This window comes from Hymenobacter psoromatis, assembly GCA_001596155.1.
GTDB lineage: Bacteria > Bacteroidota > Bacteroidia > Cytophagales > Hymenobacteraceae > Hymenobacter.
Window position 1 is genome coordinate 3223273 of sequence record CP014771.1, and the last position, 20879, is coordinate 3244151.

22 protein-coding genes are annotated in these 20879 nt (G+C 62.6%); 11 read left to right on the forward strand and 11 right to left on the reverse strand.

From position 1 onward, the window contains the following. Window positions 1-71: 71 nt before the first annotated feature. Window positions 72-575 carry a hypothetical protein gene (locus tag A0257_13635; protein AMR28028.1) on the forward strand — a complete coding sequence of 168 codons (504 nt, stop codon included), beginning with the start codon at window positions 72-74 and terminating at the stop codon, window positions 573-575. A 134-nt stretch (window positions 576-709) separates the two neighbouring features. On the opposite strand, the gene A0257_13640 is transcribed toward A0257_13635, so the two are convergent. Both A0257_13640 and A0257_13645 read right to left on the reverse strand, forming a co-directional pair. Next, window positions 710-1270: a protease gene (locus A0257_13640; protein ID AMR28029.1), complete on the reverse strand. Its 561-nt coding sequence runs from the start codon at window positions 1268-1270 to the stop codon at window positions 710-712. A gap of 156 nt (window positions 1271-1426) precedes the next feature. After that, entirely contained in the window at window positions 1427-1975 is a 549-nt protein-coding gene (locus A0257_13645; protein ID AMR28030.1) for a hypothetical protein, read from the reverse strand. A gap of 159 nt (window positions 1976-2134) precedes the next feature. Between A0257_13645 and A0257_13650 the strand changes: the two genes are divergently transcribed. The 3 genes from A0257_13650 (at window position 2135) to A0257_13660 (ending at window position 8111) form a co-directional block, all read left to right on the forward strand. Beyond that, on the forward strand, window positions 2135-4129 hold the full coding sequence (locus tag A0257_13650; GenBank protein ID AMR28031.1) for a hypothetical protein: 1995 nt from the start codon (window positions 2135-2137) through the stop codon (window positions 4127-4129). Window positions 4130-4364: 235 nt separating this feature from the next. Continuing rightward, a complete protein-coding gene (locus A0257_13655) occupies window positions 4365-7316 on the forward strand; it encodes a hypothetical protein (GenBank protein ID AMR28032.1) in 2952 nt (983 codons plus the stop codon). A gap of 480 nt (window positions 7317-7796) precedes the next feature. Next, a complete protein-coding gene (locus tag A0257_13660; protein ID AMR28033.1) occupies window positions 7797-8111 on the forward strand; it encodes a hypothetical protein in 315 nt (104 codons plus the stop codon). 163 nt (window positions 8112-8274) lie between these two features. Here the strand turns inward: A0257_13660 and A0257_13665 are convergent, their stop codons facing one another. The 6 genes from A0257_13665 to A0257_13690 form a co-directional block, all read right to left on the reverse strand. After that, on the reverse strand, window positions 8275-9168 hold the full coding sequence (locus A0257_13665; protein ID AMR28034.1) for a hypothetical protein: 894 nt from the start codon (window positions 9166-9168) through the stop codon (window positions 8275-8277). A 33-nt stretch (window positions 9169-9201) separates the two neighbouring features. Beyond that, window positions 9202-9582, reverse strand: coding sequence for a hypothetical protein (locus A0257_13670; protein AMR29765.1), 381 nt, complete (start codon window positions 9580-9582; stop codon window positions 9202-9204). A gap of 226 nt (window positions 9583-9808) precedes the next feature. Beyond that, the gene (locus A0257_13675; GenBank protein ID AMR28035.1) at window positions 9809-10423 is read right to left on the reverse strand and encodes a hypothetical protein; all 615 of its coding nucleotides are present in this window, start codon (window positions 10421-10423) and stop codon (window positions 9809-9811) included. Window positions 10424-10449: 26 nt separating this feature from the next. Further along, window positions 10450-11913, reverse strand: coding sequence for an aldehyde dehydrogenase (locus A0257_13680; protein ID AMR28036.1), 1464 nt, complete (start codon window positions 11911-11913; stop codon window positions 10450-10452). A 168-nt stretch (window positions 11914-12081) separates the two neighbouring features. Then, on the reverse strand, window positions 12082-12747 hold the full coding sequence (locus tag A0257_13685) for a hypothetical protein (protein AMR28037.1): 666 nt from the start codon (window positions 12745-12747) through the stop codon (window positions 12082-12084). 122 nt (window positions 12748-12869) lie between these two features. Next, complete coding sequence (locus A0257_13690) at window positions 12870-13739, reverse strand: NAD(P)-dependent oxidoreductase (GenBank protein ID AMR28038.1); 870 nt, start codon at window positions 13737-13739, stop codon at window positions 12870-12872. Window positions 13740-13891: 152 nt separating this feature from the next. Here A0257_13690 and A0257_13695 point away from each other — a divergent pair, with 152 nt between their 5' ends. Both A0257_13695 and A0257_13700 read left to right on the forward strand, forming a co-directional pair. Then, on the forward strand, window positions 13892-14488 hold the full coding sequence (locus tag A0257_13695) for a pseudouridine synthase (protein ID AMR28039.1): 597 nt from the start codon (window positions 13892-13894) through the stop codon (window positions 14486-14488). A gap of 106 nt (window positions 14489-14594) precedes the next feature. After that, window positions 14595-15053: a DNA-binding protein gene (locus A0257_13700; GenBank protein ID AMR28040.1), complete on the forward strand. Its 459-nt coding sequence runs from the start codon at window positions 14595-14597 to the stop codon at window positions 15051-15053. A 163-nt stretch (window positions 15054-15216) separates the two neighbouring features. Here A0257_13700 and A0257_13705 read toward each other — a convergent pair whose 3' ends face one another. Next, window positions 15217-15495, reverse strand: a complete 279-nt coding sequence (locus tag A0257_13705; protein ID AMR28041.1) for a hypothetical protein — start codon at window positions 15493-15495, stop codon at window positions 15217-15219. 302 nt (window positions 15496-15797) lie between these two features. On the opposite strand from A0257_13705, the gene A0257_13710 reads away from it, so the two are divergent. From A0257_13710 to A0257_13720, 3 genes are all read left to right on the forward strand, one after another. Next, a complete protein-coding gene (locus A0257_13710; protein ID AMR28042.1) occupies window positions 15798-17036 on the forward strand; it encodes a peptidase M16 in 1239 nt (412 codons plus the stop codon). Between the two features lie 162 nt (window positions 17037-17198). Then, complete coding sequence (locus A0257_13715) at window positions 17199-17381, forward strand: hypothetical protein (GenBank protein AMR28043.1); 183 nt, start codon at window positions 17199-17201, stop codon at window positions 17379-17381. 27 nt (window positions 17382-17408) lie between these two features. Next, a complete protein-coding gene (locus tag A0257_13720) occupies window positions 17409-17870 on the forward strand; it encodes a hypothetical protein (protein ID AMR28044.1) in 462 nt (153 codons plus the stop codon). Between the two features lie 52 nt (window positions 17871-17922). On the opposite strand, the gene A0257_13725 is transcribed toward A0257_13720, so the two are convergent. Together A0257_13725 and A0257_13730 are read right to left on the reverse strand one after the other, a co-directional pair. Then, window positions 17923-18276: a hypothetical protein gene (locus tag A0257_13725; GenBank protein ID AMR28045.1), complete on the reverse strand. Its 354-nt coding sequence runs from the start codon at window positions 18274-18276 to the stop codon at window positions 17923-17925. A gap of 135 nt (window positions 18277-18411) precedes the next feature. Beyond that, window positions 18412-18840 (reverse strand): hypothetical protein, encoded by a 429-nt coding sequence (locus tag A0257_13730; GenBank protein AMR28046.1) that lies wholly within the window; start codon window positions 18838-18840, stop codon window positions 18412-18414. A 206-nt stretch (window positions 18841-19046) separates the two neighbouring features. On the opposite strand from A0257_13730, the gene A0257_13735 reads away from it, so the two are divergent. After that, complete coding sequence (locus tag A0257_13735; protein AMR29766.1) at window positions 19047-20162, forward strand: phenylalanine--tRNA ligase subunit alpha; 1116 nt, start codon at window positions 19047-19049, stop codon at window positions 20160-20162. A gap of 95 nt (window positions 20163-20257) precedes the next feature. Beyond that, complete coding sequence (locus A0257_13740; GenBank protein ID AMR29767.1) at window positions 20258-20824, forward strand: hypothetical protein; 567 nt, start codon at window positions 20258-20260, stop codon at window positions 20822-20824. The last annotated feature ends 55 nt before the right edge of the window (window positions 20825-20879 follow it).

Below are 20879 nucleotides of genomic sequence, written 5' to 3' on the forward strand. Positions count from 1 at the left end.
GTGAGGTGCCCCGCGCCGGGCGACAGCGCTACAGCCCTGTCATAGGGAGGTAAGGCCGTTACTTTGTAGCCATGCTAGTTATTTCGACGCTGCCGGCCGCGCCGGCCTGGCTGGCCGCCTACCAGCACCACGAGCTGGCCCTGGGCCGGGGCCTGGGTGTGCTCGGGGCCTGGGCGCTCCTCAACCTGGCGGTCAGTGGTTATGAGCTGCCGCGCACCAACAGCCGCGAGTGGCTCCATCATTTTCACTTCATGAACTGCGCCTGGGCATTCATCAATGCCGTGCTGGCGGCGGTGGGCATTCTGCGCACGCATCCCGGCCGGCCGCTACCCAGCTTCTCGCCCGCCAACGCGCTGGCCGATATGCACCTCACGGGCCAGGTTTTTCTACTCAACGCCGGCCTCGACGTGGGCTACCTGCTCGTGGCGCTGTGGCTGCTAGCCCGCGCCGCTGCGGCCGATGCCAATCGCCCCGAGCGCCTCTATGGCTTCGGCCGCTCGGTGCAGCTGCAAGGCGCATTTTTGCTGGTTTTTGATGCGGCTATGTGGTGGTTTTTAAGGCGATACGTGGCATAAAATCGCCCGTCATTGCGCTCACAACGAAGTGAAGCGCGGCAATCTTTCTCTGGCGTTAGGGCTACTACCCCGACGATTAGGAAAGATTGCCGCGCTTCACTTCGTTGTGAGCGCAATGTCAAAAAGAGCCAGAACTACTTAGCGGTACCGAGCAGCTTTTCTTCGATTTTCTTGTTGAATGCGTCCAGGTCTTCGGGCTTGCGGCTGGTGATGAAGTTGCCATCGACCACCACTTCCGAGTCCTGCCATTCGGCACCGGCGTTGCGCAGGTCGGTTTTCACGCTGGGCCAGCTGGTCATGTGCTTGCCGCGCACCACGTCGGCCTCGATGAGCGTCCAGGAGCCGTGGCAAATGGCGGCCACCAGTTTGCCCGACTGCGCGAAATCGCGCACAAATTTTACGGCCGTGGGCTCGATGCGCAGCTTGTCGGGGTTCATCTGGCCGCCGGGCAGTACCAGGGCGTCGTAGTCGGCTACGTTTACTTCGGATAGCGTTTTGTCAACGTCAACTTTGTCGCCCCAATTGGTTTGGTCCCAGCCTTTGATGGAACCCGATTTGAGAGAAATCACATCGACGGTGGCACCTTCGTCCTTGAGAAATTTCTGGGGCTTCGTAAGTTCGGACTGCTCGAAGCCGTCGGTGGCCAGAATGGCAATGCGCTTGCCTTTAAGCTTATCGCTGCTGAAAAGTGACATGGGGAAGGTGGAAAAGGAAAAGGGCGGCAAGAGCGCCGCCAATGATGACTTCCTGTACGCCCTTTCTAAGTTCCTGGTTTCTGGTTTTTCAAGTTCCTGGTTCCTAGTTGTCGTTCAAATAGAGAACCAGAAATCAGGAACCAGGAACTCAAAAAACTAGGAACCCGAGTGCCGGGCCTTTTTCAGCTCCTGGCGCACGGCCTTCACGCGTTGGTCGAAGCCATCGGGCTCGTAGTCGGCGCTGGGCTCGTCGAGCTCGTCGAGCAGGTCCATGAGGGCGTCGGCGTGGTCGGTGCGGGTGCCGGCGGGCAGCTGCACGAAGGCCATTTCGGCCCACAGCAGCGCCAGCAGCCGCTGGCCGTCGTGGGAGCGCATCTGCATCTCTACCACCAAGTTAGAGTTATCGAAATGAATAATCTGGGTGCGAACGCGGACCAGCACGCCCTGCCGCGCCGGCCTGAGGTAGCTGAGCTGGTGCTTGGTAATGACCCAGGCCGCGCGCTGCTCGTGGGCCAGCTCGCCCAGATTGAGGGCGTAGTGCTCGGCCACCTGGTCCTCGCGGGCATTCAGAAAATAGTCGAGGTAGCGAGCGTTGTTGAGGTGGCCCAGCATGTCGCAGTCCTGGAAGTGAACGCGGTGCTGGGTTTCGGGGGTGCGCAGGGGGGTAGGCATGGCGCAAAGGTAAAAGTGCAGCAAGCGTAGCATAAGCTTTAGCTTGTGCCGGGGGGGTAGGAAAGGCTGATTCGGGGCGGCGCGAGGCGGGACAAGCCAACCCTTAGCCTACGCAAACTACTCGGCATGCCTACTACTTTAACAAACGCTGCTTATCTTTTCAGGCTCAATTCCTGCCCGTTAGCTCGCTCTATGTTTGCTCTCACGCCCGCCCGCGCCGCTACCCTCCGCGCTTTGGCCGACACGTTTATTCCGGCCAGCGCCGGGCCGGTGGCCCTACCCCCCGGCTCGGCGCAGGTGGACCTTGCTAAGCTGGCCGCCGCCATTCAGGCACAGCCGCTGGGCGCGCAGGCCGAGTTCGGGCAGCTGCTCGATTTGCTGGCCAAGCCCCTGGCGGGCCTCACCTGGTGGGGGCCGCTCAAGCCGTTTGAGGCCCTGACGCCGGTCCAGCGCGAGCGCCTACTCCAGAGCTGGGCGGGTTCGCGGCTGGCCCCGCTGCGCAAGGGCTTTCACGCGCTGCGCAAGCTGTGCCTCTTTCTTTATTATGGCGATGCGCCGGCCGATGGCCGCCCCAACCCGGCCTGGGCGGCGCTGGGCTACCCCGGCCCTACCCCCCCCACTGACGGCGACGCGCCCGGCACCACCGAGCGCCCGCTCCGGCCCCTGGCGCCCCTGACTGATACTACCTATACGTGTGACGTACTGGTGATTGGCTCGGGCGCGGGCGGCGGCGTGGTGGCCGGCGAGCTGGCCCAGGCCGGCCACGATGTGCTGGTGCTGGAGGCCGGCCCCTACCTGCACGGGGCGGACTTTACCCAGCGCGAGGTGGACATGATGGGACGCCTCTACGACGCGCGCGGCGCGCTCAGCACCCGCGATGGCAGCATTGGCATCCTGGCCGGGGCCTGCCTGGGCGGCGGCACCACCGTGAACTGGGCCGGCGCGTTTCGCACCCCCGACTACGTGCTGGAGGAATGGGCCCGCGAGCACGCCGCGCCGCAATTTATCAGCCCCGAATTCACCAAAAGCCTCGACGCCGTGGCCCTGGCCCTGGGCGTGAACATCGCCTACCCCCGCCACAACGGCCAGAACCAGGCCCTGCGCGACGGCTCGGCCCGGCTGGGCCAGGAAACGCGCCTCATCCCGCGCAATGAGCGGGGGCTGACCGATTCCGACTTGCACTTTCGGGGCCTGGGTTACTCCTCGCTGGGCGACGCCCACGGCATCAAGCAGGGCACCCTGAACACGTATCTGCGCACGGCCGCCGACCACGGCGCGCGCCTGCTGCCCGATACGCGGGTCGAGCGCGTGACCATCGTGGGCGGCCGGGCCACCGGGGCCGAGGCCGTGCACACCACCGCCGACGGCCGCCGGGTGCGCATAATCGTGCGCACTGAAACGGTGGTGGTGGCGGGCGGGGCCATCCAGACGCCGGCGCTGCTGCTGCGCTCGGGCCTGCGGCATCCGCACCTGGGCCGCCACCTGCACCTGCACCCCACCGTGCCGGTGGCCGCGCACTACCCCTGGCCCATGCACTCGTGGCACGGCCCCAGCATGAGCGTGGTCAATGACACCTTTACCCGGCTCGGGGGCACCAACTTCGGGGCGAAGCTCGAAACGCCGCCCACCCACCCCGGCCTGCTGGCGATGGTGCTGCCCTGGCGCTCGGGCGCGCAGCACCGCGAGCTGCTGCAAGCCGCCGACCACCTGGGCTCGTTCATCGTGCTCACCCGCGACCGCGACGGGGGTAGGGTGCACATTGACAAGCAGGGCGCGCCACTCGTTGATTATCAGTTAGCTAAATTCGATAAAAAGAATCTGCTCACTGGCATTCGGGCGGCCGTTGATATTCACGTGGCGGCCGGGGCGCACACCGTGTACCTGCCCCACGGCACGCTGCCCGTGCTGCGCGCCCATGAGGGGGTAGTGCAAAACCCCGCGCTGCTAGCCGCCCTGCCGCACCTGCCCTGGCAGCCCAACCGCTACGGCCTCTACAGCGCTCACCAGATGAGCACCTGCCGCCTCGGCGGCCGGCGCGCCACCCACCCGCTGCGCCCCAGCGGCGAAACCGTGGAGGTGCAGGGCCTATACGTGGCCGACGGCTCGGCCTTTCCGGCGTGCAGCGGCGTCAACCCCATGCTTACTATTATGGCCTTGGCCCACTACACGGCCCAGGGGCTGAAGTAGGGGGGGTAGGGAGGCTGGCGAAGCTCCCAGCCCCAACCATAAAGTCTAGTTATGCCTGATAATCTGAGACTGGCGCGCCATCGACGCTAAAAGCGGGGTAAAACAGTAGATTAAAAATTAAAAAAATACCCTTTATAGTACAATTATTAATTTTTGTAATCATAAGCTAACAAGCTAATTAGCCAGGGACTTTCCCTGTATATTTGCTACTTATCCGCCCGCGCTATTTCTTTCTATGTCCGGTATCTATATTACTTCTACTGTTTCTGCTACCGCACTATCTCCTGATGACCAAAACTGGCGCACGCATGCTGAAGCCCAGCTAACGGAGCTGCGGCAGGCCCTGGCCCAGGCGCAGGCGCAGGTCGAGTTTCAGAGCAATCGCTTGCTGGCGCTGCTGGAGCGCCTGCCCGGCAGCCCCAAAAAAAACGGCGCGGGCGAAGCGCCCGCCCGCGGCCCGGCCGCCGCCGGCCGCACGCTGCCGGCCGCCGGCTCGCAGGAGATGCTGCTGACCCAGCTGCTGGCCCAAAACCCCAACCCGGTGCTGCGCCTCACGGCCGCCGGCGAGCTGCGCTACGCCAACCGGGCGGCCCAGGCCCTGGGCCCGGTGCTGCCCCTGGCCCTGCAGCCCAACGGCTACCTGCTGCCGCTGGTGCGCACCGCCCTGCGCCGCGGCATCACGCTGCAACAGGAACTGTTTCTGGCTGATAGCTGGTATTCGCTGCACGTGGTGCCGGTGCCCGGCGACACCTGCGCTACCCTCTACCTCACCGATAGCAACGCCCTGCACGCCACCGAGCAGCAGCTGGCCGAGCAGCGCGCTTACTATGAAGGTATTCTGCACGCCCTGGCCGTGAACGTGGGCGTGTATGATGCCGCCCTGCGCTTTCGCTTCGTCAACTCGGCGGCTATTCATGACCCGGCCATGCGGGAATGGATTATTGGTAAGACCAATGAGGAATACTGCGCTCATCGCCAACTGCCGGGTAGCCTGGCCGCCCAGTACCGGAGCTACTACGAGGAGGTTTGCCGCACGCGCACCGAAGTGTGCTGGGAAGAATCCCTGACCACCGCCCGCGGCCCGCAGCGGCACTTGCGGCGCTTCCAGCCGCTGTTTGGGCCCGACGGGGCGCTGCAGCTCGTCGTGGCCACGGGCATTGACATCACCAAGCGCTACGAGGCTGAGCAAAAGCTAGTTGAGCAGCAGGCCTTCTGCGAGTTTGTGCTCAACCACTTGCCCTCCGATATCGGCATTTTTGACGCGCAGTACCGCTACTTGTTTGTGAACGAGCGCGGCATTTCGGACCCGGAAACCAGGCAGTGGGTCATTGGCCGGGACAATTTTGAATATTTTGCCCGCACCGGGCGGCCTCGGGCGATGGCCGAGCGGCGCCACGCCTTTTTTCAGGAAGCGGAGCGCGAGCGCCGGCTGGTCATGCGGGAGGAAAGCTTCGAGCGGCCCGATGGCACGCGGCACATGATGCGCTGCGTGCAACCAGTTTTTCACCCCGATGGCGGGCTGCATTTGCTGATTGGCTACGGCCTCGACATCACGGAGCGGGTGCTGGCCGAGCAAACCCTGACCCACGCCAAGCTGGCGGCCGAGGAATCGGCGCGGGTCAAGGAGGCATTTCTGGCCAATATGAGCCACGAAATCCGCACGCCCATGAACGCCATTCTGGGCATGAGCCAGCTGCTGGCCAAAACGCCGCTCTCGTCGGACCAGTTTGGCTACCAGCAGGCCATTGCCACGTCGGCCGAAAATCTGCTCGTTATTATTAACGATGTGCTGGACCTCTCGAAGCTCGAAGCCGGCAAGCTGACGCTCGAAATAATCGGCTTCGCGCCCACGCACCTGCTGGCCCAGGTCGAGCAGACGCTGCGCTTCAAGGCGGCCGAAAAGGGCCTGGGACTCATCACGGTACTCAGCCCGCAGGTGCCGGCCGTGCTGCTCGGCGACCCCTACCGCATTCGGCAAGTGCTGCTCAACCTGGCCGATAATGCGCTGAAATTCACCAGTAAAGGCCTCGTCACGGTGGAGTGCGCGCTGCTGACCGACGCGCCCGACGTGCCGGCGGGCATGGCCGCCATCGAATTTCGGGTCACGGATACGGGCATCGGCATCGACCCCGAGTACCTGGATACGATGTTCAATGAGTTTACCCAGGCCGACTCGTCGGTGACGCGCAAGTTTGGCGGCACAGGGCTGGGCCTTAGCATTTGCCGCGACCTGGTGCGGCTCATGCACAGCGAAATTCACGTTGCCAGCCAGAAGAACAAGGGCACCACCACCCGCTTCGTGCTGCACCTGCCCGTGGGCGAGCCTCAGGCCGTGGTGCGGCGCAAACTGCCCGTGCTCACCGACGACCACCGGCAGCTGCTGCGCGGCATTCAGGTGCTGCTGGTGGAGGATAACTTGTTCAACCGTCAGATTGCCAAGTCGTTCCTTACCCAGGCCGAGGTGCAGGTGACCGAGGCCGAGCACGGTGCCCAAGCCGTGGAGCTGGCCCAGCGCCAGCGTTTCGACCTCATTTTGATGGACGTGCAAATGCCCGTGATGGATGGCTACGCCGCCACGGCGGTGCTGCGCCAGCAACTGGCCCTCAAAACGCCCATCATCGCCCTCACGGCCAACGCCATCAACGGCGAGCGCGAAAAATGCTTGCTGGCCGGCATGAACGGCTTTCTGGCCAAGCCGTTTCAGGAAATGCAGCTGCTCCAGCTGCTCGCCGACTGGGTGCTACCCCCCACTGGCGCGCCCATGCCGCTCGCGCTGGCCGATGTTGCCCCGGAGCCAGCCGAAACTGCCCGCCCGCCGCTGAGCCTCTACAGCATCGACGACCTGCTGAAAGCCGGGCAGGGCGACGCCGAATTTGTGGTGTCGATGCTGCACACGTTCGTGGAAAGCTGCGAGGAAGCCTTGCTCGACCTGCGCCGCGGCCTCGACGAAGCCAGCCTGGAGCTGCTCAAAACCACGGTGCACACCCTCAAACCTAGCTTGCAGCACCTCAATGCCTGGCAGGTACTACCCCCCGTCGAGAAGCTCGATAAGTGGGACGGGCACTTTGTGCTGGCCCCGCTGTTGGAGCTCGTGGACCAGGTAGCGCAGCTGCTGGAAGAAGTGCTGGCCCAGATTGCGCTGGACTTGCAACAAGAGCGCGTAATGAGCCGCGTGCTGGCCGCGTAGGCAGGGCGCATGGGCGCCGGCCTGGTATCTTGGCCACTTCCAGCGCTTGGCTGCTCAAGCGCCGGAAGTGGCTTTTTACAGTTGGCCGGCGCTTCTGTTGCGTGCTGATTGCGCCAGAATGAAGAATTTAGCGGGATAATCTCTAACAAACTTGTCTTATTACGAAGTGTTTCGTATATACTACGAATTATTTCGTAATAAGCCGAACCTGTTTTTTATAGCGCATGATTGAGCGGTGCGCCCAACTTATGCGCCCGTCACGCAGCCAGCATTCCAGCTTTTGCTAAACCGCGAAACTCCTTTTTAGGCCGATGTTTTTACCCAACCGTAGGTTTCTCCGTAATCCTACCGCATAGACACTTGCTTTCGCTCTTTCCGCGGATTATGATTCCCACTCGACTTGCTCTTTCGGCGCTGACACTGAGCCTGGCCGCTTCCAGCTGCTCCATCTTTCACCGCCACCGCGATGCTGTCCCGGCGGTGGTCGAAACCGTGCGCACCGCCGATTCGCCTACCCCCCCCACCGCCGCCCGCGACCTAGCCGATGCCATGACGACCGTGCTGCACCTCACCCCCGAGCAAACGGTGAAAGCCCGCCAAGTCCTCAACTCAACCGTGACGCAGGCTAATGCCGCCCGCCAGCAGTACCCGGCTCCCTCGCCGCAGCTCAATGTCGCCCTCAAGCGCATTAACCTCGCCTCCGATAAGGAGCTGCGCCAGGTGCTGGGTCCCGCCGCTTACCACGAAATGCAAGTCAAGCAGGCCCAGCTTCAAGCCGAAATGCGGAAGCAGTAGGGCGCGGGGCTTGCCCCCGCCCGCCGTTGAACGAAGCCAGCCCGAGCCGTTCAACGGCGGGCGGGAGCAAGCTCCGCGCCCTACTTTATAACGAGTATATTTTCCACAAAAAAAGTGGCCTACCGATATCGGTAGGCCACTTTTTAGTCGATTCCAGCGGACCTTATTTGTTGGTCTTATCCTGGTAGTTCGTGTTGGTAGTATTGGTCGTGTTGGTCGTGGTCGTTTTGCCGGGGATTTGCTCCACGTCCACTTCCGTGTTGCGCACGGTTTCGCGGATGGTTTCTTCGCGCTCGGTTACTTGCTTGCCCAGCGATACTTCTTCCACCACGCGGGCTTCTTTGGCCACCACGGCGCGCTCGGCGCTTTCGGTCACTTCCATCTCACCTTCCTTGAAAGCCTTGAAATCGGCATCCGAAGCGGGACGGTCCACGGGAGTACGCTGCACCGTTACGTGTTCCTCACGCAGGCGCACGCTAGCCTCCACGGGCTTTTCAACGATGCGCGAGCGCAGGCGCACGCCACCGGTTTGCTCCACGCGCTTGCCTACCTGCAGGTTTTCTTCAATAACTTCTGCTTTCATGTTGTCACCAGTCTGATTAGTCTGGGCAGTTTGGCCAGTCTGATTAGTCTGGGCAGTTTGGCCAGCCTGGTAGTTCTGGCCAGCCTGGGCAGTCTGGGCAGTTTGGCCAGCCCGGTAGTTACCGGACTTATTATCCTTCATGCCGCCATCCACGTCCACGGCTCCGGCATCATCAAGAATGCGGGCGGCGCGCTGGCTTTGGTCGGTCGAATCGACATGCACGGTTACTACCGACGAGCCCTTTTTGGCGGCTTCGGTGTAATTGCGGGCATCGCTAGTGTCATCGCCCCCAAACAGGGAGCTAAAAAAGCCGCCGATGCTGTCGTCGCTGGTGCGGCCCATGCCTTGGTTGGCGGCCTCGCGGTGAGCCACATCTACGAAGTCCAGCTTGAAGCCAGCTTGTTCTAATTTTTGAACGGCCTGCTGCGCCTCAGCGGCGGTATTGAAAATTCCGACTACGGTTTGAGCACTCATGGGAAAAAGGGGAAAGGGGTGAAAAAAGGAAAATCAAGACACTGAAGGTTTGCGGGGGGGTAGGCGCTCGACCAGCACCTCCTCGCGCTGCAGGTGCATCGGCTCGGTGTGTTCGGTCGTGATTTGGCGCTTGGTGATGCGCAATTCTTCGACTAGCAACAGACGCTTTTCAACCACGGCCACCTCGCGCAACACTGGAATGATGAGCGTGTCGCCTTCCTGGCGCGGGCCGGGGGCCACCGCGCCGGCCGGCAGGGTTTGGTTGAGCGGCACCCGCTCGTAATGCACTTCGTCGTGTTGCACGGGCACGACAACTTGTTCGTCGGCCGCGTGCACGCGTTTGGTAATCACTACCCGGCCGGTTTCTACCACTTCGCGCCGAATGGTGACGTGCTCCTCGATGATGGGCAGCACCCGGTTTTCGTCAGCCGCTTCGGAGGTTAGCCGTGGAGGTGAAGAAGGGGTAGCAGGGTTCATGATAGCAGCCGGACGAGCGAAATAGTTGCTCGTGCTGTCTGGTCTTACGCGTACATAGTCAGCACGTTGCCGGACTCAGGCATTACCCCGACCGTAGCACTCGTCAACTAGCAAACCCACAGTAAATTACTTTTTTCTGCGGCAGCCAATATTAATTTTCCCTTCATATAGCCTTATCTTTCCCGGCCGCGGGCTGCGCCCGCAGCGGGGCCACGTCGGTATCCTCATACAACTCGCGCAAGGGTAGCACGAGGCCCAGGTCGGGAATTTCCAGCACGCCGGTCGGCTCGTGCAGCAGGGTATAAATCCATTGCCCGGCCTCGTCGCGCCGAAACCACTCCACTACCCAGGCCGTCTGCGAAACCAGCAAATAATGGCGCAGGCTGGGTATTTTCTGGTAGTTGGCAAATTTTTCGGTGCGGTCATATTCGGCCGTGGAAGGCGATAGGATTTCGGCAATCAGGACCGGGTGGCGCACCAGGTAGGCATCGCGCCGGTCGGCCGGGTCGCAGGTCACTAGCACGTCGGGGTACACGTAATACATGTTTTCCTTTAGGACGAGTCGTACATCTTCTATAAAAGTCTGGCAGCCCTTGCCGCGCAGGGCAGTACGTAGGCCCGCAGCCAGATTTTGGGCCAAGACATTGTGTGACTTGCTAGCGCCCGCCATCGCAAACACTTCACCCTCAAAGTACTCATGCCGTACTTCGCTGGTCGCTTCCAGCTCAAAATATTCTTCCGGCGTGTAGTGGCGCGTGGCTGTTTCTGCTTGTCCCATTGGTTTGTTTTTACTCAAAGATACCCCTACAAATACTTCAATAGCAGGCCCAGCAGGCGGCGCACCCGGCCGGTGTAGGGGGGGTAGAAGGGCTTGATGCCGGTGAGGCCCACGCGCTGCTTGAGCACGGCTTTTTCGTTGCTGAAGGCCAGGAAGCCCGCGTGGCCGTGGGCCTTGCCCAGGCCGCTGTTGCCGACGCCGCCAAACGGCAAATCGGGGTGCGCGAGCTGGATGAGCGTCTCGTTCACGGCCGCGCCACCGGCCGCGATGGTATGGAGCAGGTAGCGGCGGTTGGCCGGGCTGGTGGTGAACACGTACTGCGCCAGCGGCTTGAGGCGGGCGTTGACGTAGGCCGCCGTTTCGGCCAGCTCCTGAAACGTGAGCACGGGCAGCAGCGGGCCGAATATTTCCTCTTCGAGAATGGCGGCGCCGGCGGGCACGTCGGTGAGGATGGTGGGCTCGATGTAGCACTGGCGCTCGTCGAAGCTGCCGCCCTGGGCCACGGTGGCCCCGCGGGTCTGGGCATCTTCGAGCAGGGCGGCCAGGCGCGCAAAGTGGTGGGAATTGACGACGCGGGCGAAGGACTTGGAGGCTTTAATCTTCTCGTTATCAACTCCATAATACCGGCCGATGGCCTGGCGCATTTCGGCCAGCAGCGCATCGCGCACGCTGGCTTGCACCAGCAGGTAGTCGGGGGCCACGCAGGTTTGGCCGGCGTTCACGAATTTGCCCCACACGATTTTCTCGGCCGCGTCGCGCAGGTTGGCGGTTTCGTCCACGATGGCCGGGCTTTTGCCGCCCAGCTCCAGCGTGAGGCCGCTGAGGTGCTCGGCGGCGGCGCGCATCACGATTTTACCAATCTGGGGCGAGCCAGTGAAAAAAATATGGTCCCAGGGCAGGCGCAGCAGTTCGCTGGCTACTTCCCTACCCCCCTCCAGCACCAGCACTTCGTCCGGTTGAAACAGGGCTTCGGCCATCTGGCGCAGCAGGGCCGAGGTGGCGGGCGTTTGCTCGGCGGGCTTGATAACCACCGCGTTGCCGGCCGCCAGGGCCGAAGCCAGCGGGTCGATGGCCAGGTAAAACGGGTAGTTCCAGGGCGCGATGATGAGCACTACCCCCTTGGGCTCGACCTGCACCCAGCCTTTGGTGCCCAGCAGGGCCAGCGGCGTGCCCACGGCGCGCGGGGCCAGCCATTTTTTTAGCTCCCGGCTGCTGTGCTTTATCTCGGTGAGCGAGGGCCAGATTTCAGTGAGGTCGGTTTCCTCGGGCGGCTTCTTAAAGTCCTGAAACAGTGCCTGCTGAATGGCGGCGCGGTTGGCCATAATCCAGTCGGCCAGCTGGGCCAGGCGGCGGCGGCGGGCGGCCACGTCTTCGGCCCGCAGCGCCGGGGCATTGGCCCGCAGGGCGGCAAACTCGGCGGCGAAGAGGTTAGCAGCGGGCGGCGCGGCAGTAGCGGGCGGCGCGGGCGGCTGAGCGGTAAAAGCAGGCATAAGCAACGGGTGGAATAGGAATCAGGGCTGGCCGGAAGTCGGCCGTAGGTAGTTGAGGTGCTGAAAGATACAGCCCAGCATCTCACTGCCAATCACGCTTCCCTACCCCCACCAAAAAGGCCCGCCTCCAGAGGAAGCGGGCCTTGAATACGAAGCAGTTAGCCGGGGCTAGAACAGGCCTTTTTTCACGGTGCGGTGCCCGTTTTCGTCGATTTTAACCTTGGTGCCGTCGGCACGCTTGATTTTCAGGGAGCCGTCGTCGCTGCGCTTAATTTTAGCGCCGTTGTTGTACTTCACCTTGCCCGCGTCTTCGCTATTTTCCAGCTTCTTAATGCCCGAGCCTTTGCCAACCCGCTTGCCCAGGCTAGGCTTGGTTTCGGTGGCTTTGGCAACGGCCAGCGTAGTGGCCGTGTACGGGCCAGCGTAGTAGTTGCCGGCGTTGCCGGTGTAGGTTTTGTATTCGGGTGCCGTGACGGTAGTTTTTACCGCGTTGGAAGCCTGGTCGTTAGCCGCCTTCAGGGCGGCGTAGCGGCCGGTGGTGTCGGTGGCGTAGCGCGCATCGATGGCGCGCATGGCCCGGCCGCGGGTGTAGTAGATGGGCCGCAGCTTGGTGGGTAGGGCCGTGTCGGCGGCGTTAAGCTCGCCGGCAACGCGGGTAGCCAGGGTGTTGGCGGCGTTGCGGTAGGCCAGCGTATCAACGGCCGCTATTCGCGTGGTATCGGTGCCGGCCGGCAGGGTAGTAGTGGTGGTAGTTTCAGTAGTTTTAGCGTCCTGCGAGCAGGAGGCGAACGTGAAAGCGGCGGCCGCAGCCAGCAGGATAAATTTGGTAGTCATGAGCTTAAGAAGCGTAAGGAGGGGTTTTGCCCGCGAATTTGGCTTCTTACGCAGGGGCGGAAAGCGATGTTGCCAGCCTTTGGGTAAAAGACTGGCAACAAATGCGTTAAGCAAAGAATAAGCTAGGCGTTCACCACCGAGCCGCCGTTGGGGTGCAGCGTCTGGCCCGAGAAGTACGAAGCGTCTTCCGAAGCCAGAAACACGTAGGCCGGGGCCACTTCGGAGGGCTGGCCGGCGCGGCCCATCGGCGTGTCGTGGCCGAAGAGTGGCAGCTTGAGCAGCCCTACCCCCACGATGAACGGCGTCCAGATGGGACCCGGCGCAACCGAGTTCACGCGAATGCCTTTCTTGATGAGCTGCAGCGACAAAGCCCGCGTGAAGGCCTCAATCGCGCCCTTGGTCGAGGTGTAGTCGAGCAGTTGCTCATTGCCCTTATAGGCGTTCACCGACGTGGTATTGATAATCGCCGCGCCTTCCTTGAGGTGCTGAAGCGCCGCCCGCGTGACGCGGAACATGGCGATAATGTTGAGGTTGAAGATGCTGTCCAGCTCATCGTCCGTGATGTCTTCCAGCGAGTCGTGCCAGTTCTGCTCGGCGGCGTTATTTACCAGAATATCGAGCTTGCCATACTCAGCTACGGTGCGCTCCACAATTTGCTGGCAGAAGGCGCGCTGCTTGAGGTCGCCGGGCAGCAGCAGGCAGCGCCGGCCGCGGCCCTGCACCAGCTCCTGGGTCTTTTCGGCGTCCTGCTGCTCGGTAGGAAAGTAGCAGATGGCCACGTCGGCCCCTTCGGCGGCAAAATGCACGGCCACGGCCCGGCCAATGCCCGAGTCGCCGCCCGTGATGAGGGCCACCTTGTCTTTGAGCTTGTCGGCCCCCTTGTAGTCGGGCCGGATGTGCTCGGGCTCGGGGGTCATCTTGTATTCGAGGCCGGGCTTGCCGGCGCCCGCGTCCTGGTGCTGGGGCGGAAAAATGGTGGGTTGGTCAGCCATTTGCTTGCTAATGAGCTTGGGTTTGTGGAAAGGACTTGGCTTAACGGCCGGCGACGGCGGGGGTTACCGGCGGCCCGGCTTTTTGGGTAAAAAATCTGGTTCTTTGCGGCTTCCTTACCCCCTTGCCCGTGTCCGAACTACCGGCTCCCGCGTTGCTCCCTACCCCCCCGCCGCACCGCCACTTCGTGCTGCACAAGCCCTGGGGCTACCTCAGCCAGTTCACCAGCACGTTTGCTAAAGAGGTGAAAAAGAAGCGCTTTCTGGGCGAATTAGGCGATTTTCCGGCCGGCACGATGGCCATTGGCCGGCTCGACGAAGACAGCGAGGGCCTGCTGTTGCTCACCACCGACGGCCGGGTGAGCGAGCAGGTGCGCGGCCGCCACGTGGAAAAGGAATACTACGCCCAGGTCGATGGCCTGCTCACGCCCGCGGCGCTGGCGCAGCTGCAAAGCGGCGTGGCCATCAGTATTCACGGCGTGGCCTACCACACCTTGCCCTGCCAGGCGCGCCTGCTGGCCGAAGCACCCGCCCTACCCCCCCGCGGCCGGCGCATCCGCGACGAGCGCCACGGCCCCACCAGCTGGGTCGCCCTCACCGTGACGGAGGGCAAGTTCCGGCAGGTGCGCAAGATGACGGCCGCCGTGGGTTTCCCAACCCTGCGGCTGGTGCGCGTGCGGGTGGGCGAGGTGCGGCTGCAGGGCCTGCCCGCCGGGGCCAGCCGCGAGGTAAGTAGCTTTTTCGAGAAATAAGGAGTAAATTCGGGACTTATTTCGGTGCGAGGTGGTTATAACCTAAGCGGTTGCCGCCCGGTGGCAGTCTTTTACCGCCCAGCAACCGAATACCCTACTCCCCCCTATGGCCAGAGCGCAAGAAAGTTTCAGCAAGAAAGAAAACGAGAAAAAGCGGCTGAAGAAGCAGCAGGAAAAAGCCGAGCGCCGCGAAGAGCGCCAGGCCAACAAGAAAGATTCGAGCCTGGAAGAAATGCTCGCCTACGTGGACGAGAACGGCAACATCACCTCGACGCCGCCCGACCCGACGCGTAAGAAGAAGGAAATCAACGCCGAAGACATCGTTTTGGGCGTGCCCAAGCAGGAAGACCGCGAGCCCGAGGAGGTGACGCGCACCGGCACGGTCACGTTCTTCAACTCGTCGAAAGGCTACGGCTTCATCAAGGATGCCGCCAGCCAGGAAAGCATCTTCGTGCACGTGAATGCCCTGGGCAGCCTCACGCTGCTCGAAGGCAACCGGGTCACGTTTGAGATTGAGCCGGGCATGAAAGGCCCGACCGCCGTACGCGTCAGAATGAGTGCCTAGCGCATCGTTGCGCCCCAAACCAACAGCGGCGGCTACTCTTCTGAGTAGCCGCCGCTGTTGGTTTGTAAGGGGAGTAGGGCCGGCGCTTTAGCTGCCCGGCCAGGGCTTTAGTGCGTGGCAGCGGCTCACGACCGGCTCCTTCAGCCCAAGCAGGTGGGGTGGTTCAGAAAGTAATCGCGGCCGGCTCCCATTCGCCACTGACGAGGCCCGTGCGCGTGATTTTCTGCACGAAGGGATTCCAGGCGGTGAACTGCTTGGGGGAGAACGCGTGAGGTTCGATGGCGACAGGCTTGACCAGCGAGCGCACGAATAGTCGGACGCCTTCGGCGCGAAAACCGGTGAATGAATCTGCTACCAGGGCTACGTCCATAGCAGACGTTTGGCGCGGCTCATTGCGGGCGAACGAGCCAACTAGCATGACCTGCCGCAGCTCAATACCCATTTGACGCAATGCTTCTGCAAATTGTTTTGCTTCGGCTAGGGCAGCAGGTTAGGCAAGTAGCCACATTCGTGGCTGTTTGGTGTCGCTCAACCAGCGCACGCGCGAAGGCCTGCGTGGCCCGCTGTGCCGCAATGCGCTGATAACCAGAACCGTAGAGATGCACTTATCCCGACAATCCTCGTTTGGCGGCCTACCCCCGCGCGGCCGGCTGGCTCCAAAGTAGTCGGCACGCACACTATTTCGGGAGCGGCCGGGTTAAGTTTGCGTTAATTAGTAACGGCCCCTACCCCCCCGCCCGCTCCATGATTCACTACGAGGAATTTACCCTGCCCAACGGCCTGCGCTGCCTGGTACACGAGGATTTTACGACGCCCCTGGCCGTGCTCAATATTTTGTATGACGTGGGCTCGCGCGATGAAAGCCCCGACCAGACGGGCTTCGCGCACCTCTTTGAGCACCTCATGTTCAGCGGCTCGGTCAACATTCCGACCTACGACGAGCCCCTGCAGAAGGTGGGCGGCGAAAACAACGCCTTCACCTCGCAGGACATCACCAACTACTACCTCTCCCTACCCGCCGCCAACCTCGAAACCGGCTTCTGGCTCGAAAGCGACCGCATGCTGGACCTGGCTTTCTCCGAAAACGGCCTCGACGTGCAGCGCAAAGTGGTGGTGGAAGAGTTCAAGCAGAGCTATCTCAACCAGCCCTACGGCGACGTGTGGCTGAAGCTCAAGCCCCTGGCCTACACCACGCATCCTTACCAGTGGAACACCATCGGCAAGGAAATCAGCCACATCGAAGATGCCGAAATGAGCGACGTGCGGGCCTTTTTCCGCGCCCACTACGCCCCGCAGAACGCCATTTTGGTAGTGGCCGGCGCGGCCTCGGTGGCCGAGGTGCGGCGGCTGGCCGAAAAGTGGTTCGGGCCCATTTCGGGCGGGGTGCGCCAGCCGCGCCAGCTGCCCCAGGAGCCCGTGCAAACCGAAGCCCGCCGCGCCACGGCCACCGCCCCGGTGCCGCTGAGCGCCCTCTACAAAGCCTGGCACATGCCCGCCCGCCTCGACCCCCGCTACCACGCCGTGGACCTGCTCAGCGACGTGCTGGGCCGGGGCAAAAGCTCGCGCCTGCACCAGCGCTTAGTCAAAGACTTGCAGCTGTTTAACAATATCTCCGCCTCCGTTACGGGCTCCCTCGACCCCGGCTTGCTGGTGGTCAGCGGCAAGCTAAACGCCGGCGTGGCCCTCGAAGAAGCCGACCGCGCCGTGGAAACCGTGGTGGCCGAGCTGCTGAGCGACGAGGTGCCCGCCGACGAATTGCAAAAAGTAAAAAATCAGGCCGAGGCGGGCCTGGTTTTCGGCGAAATCGAATTGCTGAACCGGGCGCTGGCCCTGGCCATTGGCCAGCTTCTGGGCAATGCTAACCTCGTGAACGAGGAGCCCGCCCAGCTCCAAGCCGTGACGCCCGCCGACCTGCGCGCCGCCGCCGGGCTGGTGCTCCGCCCCGAAAATTGCAGCACTTTATATTATCAGGCGGAGGGGTAGGGATTGGTGTTTAGTGACCGCATCAGAGCGTCATGCTGACGAAGGAAGCATGACGCTCTGATGCGGTTAGTAGCCATTAGTGTCTTTGTGGGGCATATATTTGCACATCCATCCTTCATCTATCGTCTGAGGCGCTTCCTTGCCGCTGCCCTACCCCTGCTGTTGCTGGGAGCCTGCCACCAGACCACGGATACACTCGTCGCACCCGACCACCCTGACTGGTACGCGTTGCGTGCGCCCGACGACCGGGCCATCCAGGCCGTGACCGGGGATATAGACGGCGCGCTGATTATTTCGACGACCTTTCACAGCTACCGCACCACCGACCGGGGCAGAAGCTGGTAGCCAATTAACTTCAGCAGGACGAACACAGTGGCGCTGGGCTTTGCGCAGCGCGGCGACTCGCTGCTGGCCTTGTCGGCCGGCCGCAACAATCACCTCGACTCGACCGACACGAAATACGCTTCCGGCGGCAGCTTTTTCAGTTTCGACCAGGGCACCACCTGGCAGCCCGACCCTGACTATGGCCACTTTCTCTTACTGATGCCCCTGGACCGGGTGAAGAACCCGGCCAGCACCGAATACAGCGTTATCGTGCGCAAAACGCCGGTCAGCGGCTCCAGCAGCTACTACAGCGAAACCATCGGCATTAAAAGCCAGACCGGCCGCCGCCTGACGCGGCCGCACGACCATCAAATCAAGAGCCTATATTTTGATAAGCAATTGCGGCGCTACGTGGCGGGCTCGGCGGCCCTGTGTGGGACGCGCGAAAAATTCACCTTTTGCGGAGCTGAGAACGGCATTCTCTACGTCTCTAAAAAGCCGCAGCCGTAGGCGCACCGCCCTGAGGATGCGCCTACGGCTGCGGCTGCTTCGGGCAGGCGGGCTATTGTTTGCGCGGAATGGAGGTGGATTGATTGGCCTTGGCGGCCTCGGCGGCTTTGGCGGCGTGGCCGGCAGCGGGGCCGTCGTAAGGCGGCGTGTTCTTGCCATTCTCCCGAACATCTACGGGCTCGCCGGGGGCGGCGTACACGTTGTTGCCCTCGCCGTTGTGGTTGGTGCCGTGCAGCGGGTCGGCGGCGCGGGCGGCGGGCGAAGTGTTGGGCACTGTGCGCGGCGCGGTGGCGGGCATGCGCTTCACGCGGTGGGTTGGCAAGTGGGTGGTGGGCGTTTGGGCGGCGGCGGCCAGGGCCAGCAGCAGGCCGGCGGCGGGCAGGCCAAAAGTGCGGAAAATAGTCATTAGCAGGGAAATTAAGAAAACCAGGGAAAAGCCACCACGCGGCGGGCGGCTGCGGTACTTTACGCAGAACGGCCACGAAAGGCTAGCTTCCGTGGCCGCAACCGTGAGGGCAGAAAAAAGGGAGAAAAGCGGGGCTTAGCGGCCGGGGGCCAGCGTGGTGCCGGCCGTGGTGGTGCGGTACAGGGGGCGGCCGTTGTAGTCGGTGCTCACGCCGTGGCCCACCTGGTTGATGGGCATGCCCGGCGCCACCGACACGTTGGTAACCGGGCGGTGCTGGCCGTTGCCCACCTCAATAATTGCCGGCGCGGGCTCGTTGCTCCAGCCGCTCCAGGTGCTGGCCGCAGCAACCGGCGGCTGCGCTGGAATCGCGGCCGCCACGGCAGCGGCTTTGGCAGCGGCCTCGGCGGCGCGCTTCTCGCGGGCGGTGAGGGTGCGGCCGGCGCGGCGCTCGGCGCGGGGGTAGGAGCCGGGCTTGGAGCTGGCCACTGAGGCAACCTGAGCCGAGGCAGCCTCAGTGGAGAGAAGGGCGAGGCCCAGCAGCGGGAGTAACAGGCGGCGTAGCATGGGGAGAGGGGGGGAAAAGGAGTGAAAGTATTTCAAGGTTAAAGAGGCTTTTGCAAAGGCGGTGCCAAGTTTTGCGGGCGGCCCGCGCTCCCGCGCATTTGTTGGGGAGCGGGGCAGGGGTAGTAACTCTGCGTTTGGCGGTTTAGTATGCCTACCCCCTTGCCCAGGGCGCAAGCCGGCGCATGAGCCGCCGTACCTTTGGGGGTATCATGCAGGAATCTATTTCGGGCCTGGCCGCTGAGGTGGCCGCCGCCGACGTGAGCAGCGCCGCCGCCCTCGACCAGTTTCGCCTTCTCTACCTCGGCCGCAAGGGCCGCCTGGCCGACCTCTTCGACCAGCTCAAAACCGTGCCCGCCGACGAGCGCCGCGCCATTGGCCAGCAGCTCAACGGCCTCAAGCAGCAGGCCCAGGCCCGCTTCGACGAGGCGCAGGCCGCGCTGGAAGCAGCGAGCGCCAACCAGCCCGCCAACGCCACTTTCGACTACACCCTACCCCCCGTGCCGCACGCGCTGGGCACGCGCCACCCGCTGAGCCTGGTGCGCGAACAAATGCTGCGCATTTTCTCGCGCATCGGCTTCGCGGTGGCCGAAGGGCCTGAAATTGAGGACGACTGGCACAATTTCACGGCCCTCAACTTTCCCGAAAACCACCCGGCACGCGACATGCAGGACACGTTTTTTGTAATGGGTGAAGGGGTGAATGGGCAAATGGGTGAAGAGGCAAACGAGGGTCCAGCTGGCGAGAGCCCGGAGCACTCACCCATTCACTCATCCACCCATTCACCCATGCTGTTAAGAACCCACACCAGCACGGTGCAGGTGCGGGTGATGGAAAACGAGCCGCTGCCCATCCGCCGCGTCATGCCCGGCCGGGTGTATCGCAACGAGGCCATTTCGGCGCGGGCGCACATGCTGTTTCACCAGGTTGAGGGCTTGTATATTGACGAGGGCGTGAGCTTTGCCGACCTCAAGCAGACCATCTATTACTTTGTGCGTGAGCTGTTTGGCGAGGATATCAACATCCGGTTCCGGCCCAGCTACTTCCCCTTCACCGAGCCCAGCGCCGAGATTGACATCACCTGCCTCATTTGCAAGGGCGCGGGCTGCAACATCTGCAAAGGTACCGGCTGGGTCGAAATCGGTGGCAGCGGCATGGTGGACCCCGCCGTGCTCGAAAACTGCGGCATCGACTCGGAGAAGTACTCGGGCTATGCCTGGGGCATGGGCATCGAGCGCATCGCCATGCTCAAATACCAGGTGAAGGATTTGCGCCTGTTCACCGAAAACGACGTGCGCTTCCTGCGTCAGTTCGAGGCGCTTTAGGCGGGTGAACCCGCCCGCACTCACTTTTTGTTTAGCCTGCCATGCCAATCATTCTGCCTTTTGCCCCCGACCAGGAATTGGAGCCCAGTGCGCACATGGGCATGGCCGAGCGCCTGCAACGCATGACGGAAGACGAGTTTTTCGCCTTCTGCCAAGCCAATTCGCAACTCAAATTTGAGCGCCTCGCCGACGGCACTATCATTTATATGGCCCTTACCGGAGGCGACACAGGTCGCCGCAACACCAAACTCATTTCCCGGCTCGACCGCTGGGCCGAAGACACCGGCCTGGGCTTAGTGTTCGATTCGTCCACCGGCTTTCGGCTGCCCAGCGGCGCGGTGCGCTCGCCTGATGCGGCCTGGGTGAGCACGGCGGCCTGGCAGGCCCTCACGGAGACCCAGCGCAGCAAGTTTCCCCCGCTGGCCCCCGAGTTTGTGGTCGAGCTACTATCGGCCTCCGACTCAGTGGAGGAAATGGCACTCAAAATGCAGGAATATGTGACCAATGGCTGCCACTTAGCTTGGCTGCTCGACCCCAAAACCGAAACCGCCCGCGCCTACCGCGCCGACGGCTCGGTGAGCGTAACCAAAAGCTTCGACGAAACCCTGAGCGGCGAGGACGTGTTGCCAGGCTTCAGCTTCGTCCTGAGTCTATTGCGCTAATAGCCGCCAACTAAACCAAATAGAACGTCATGCTGAGCAAAGCGAAGCATCTCTG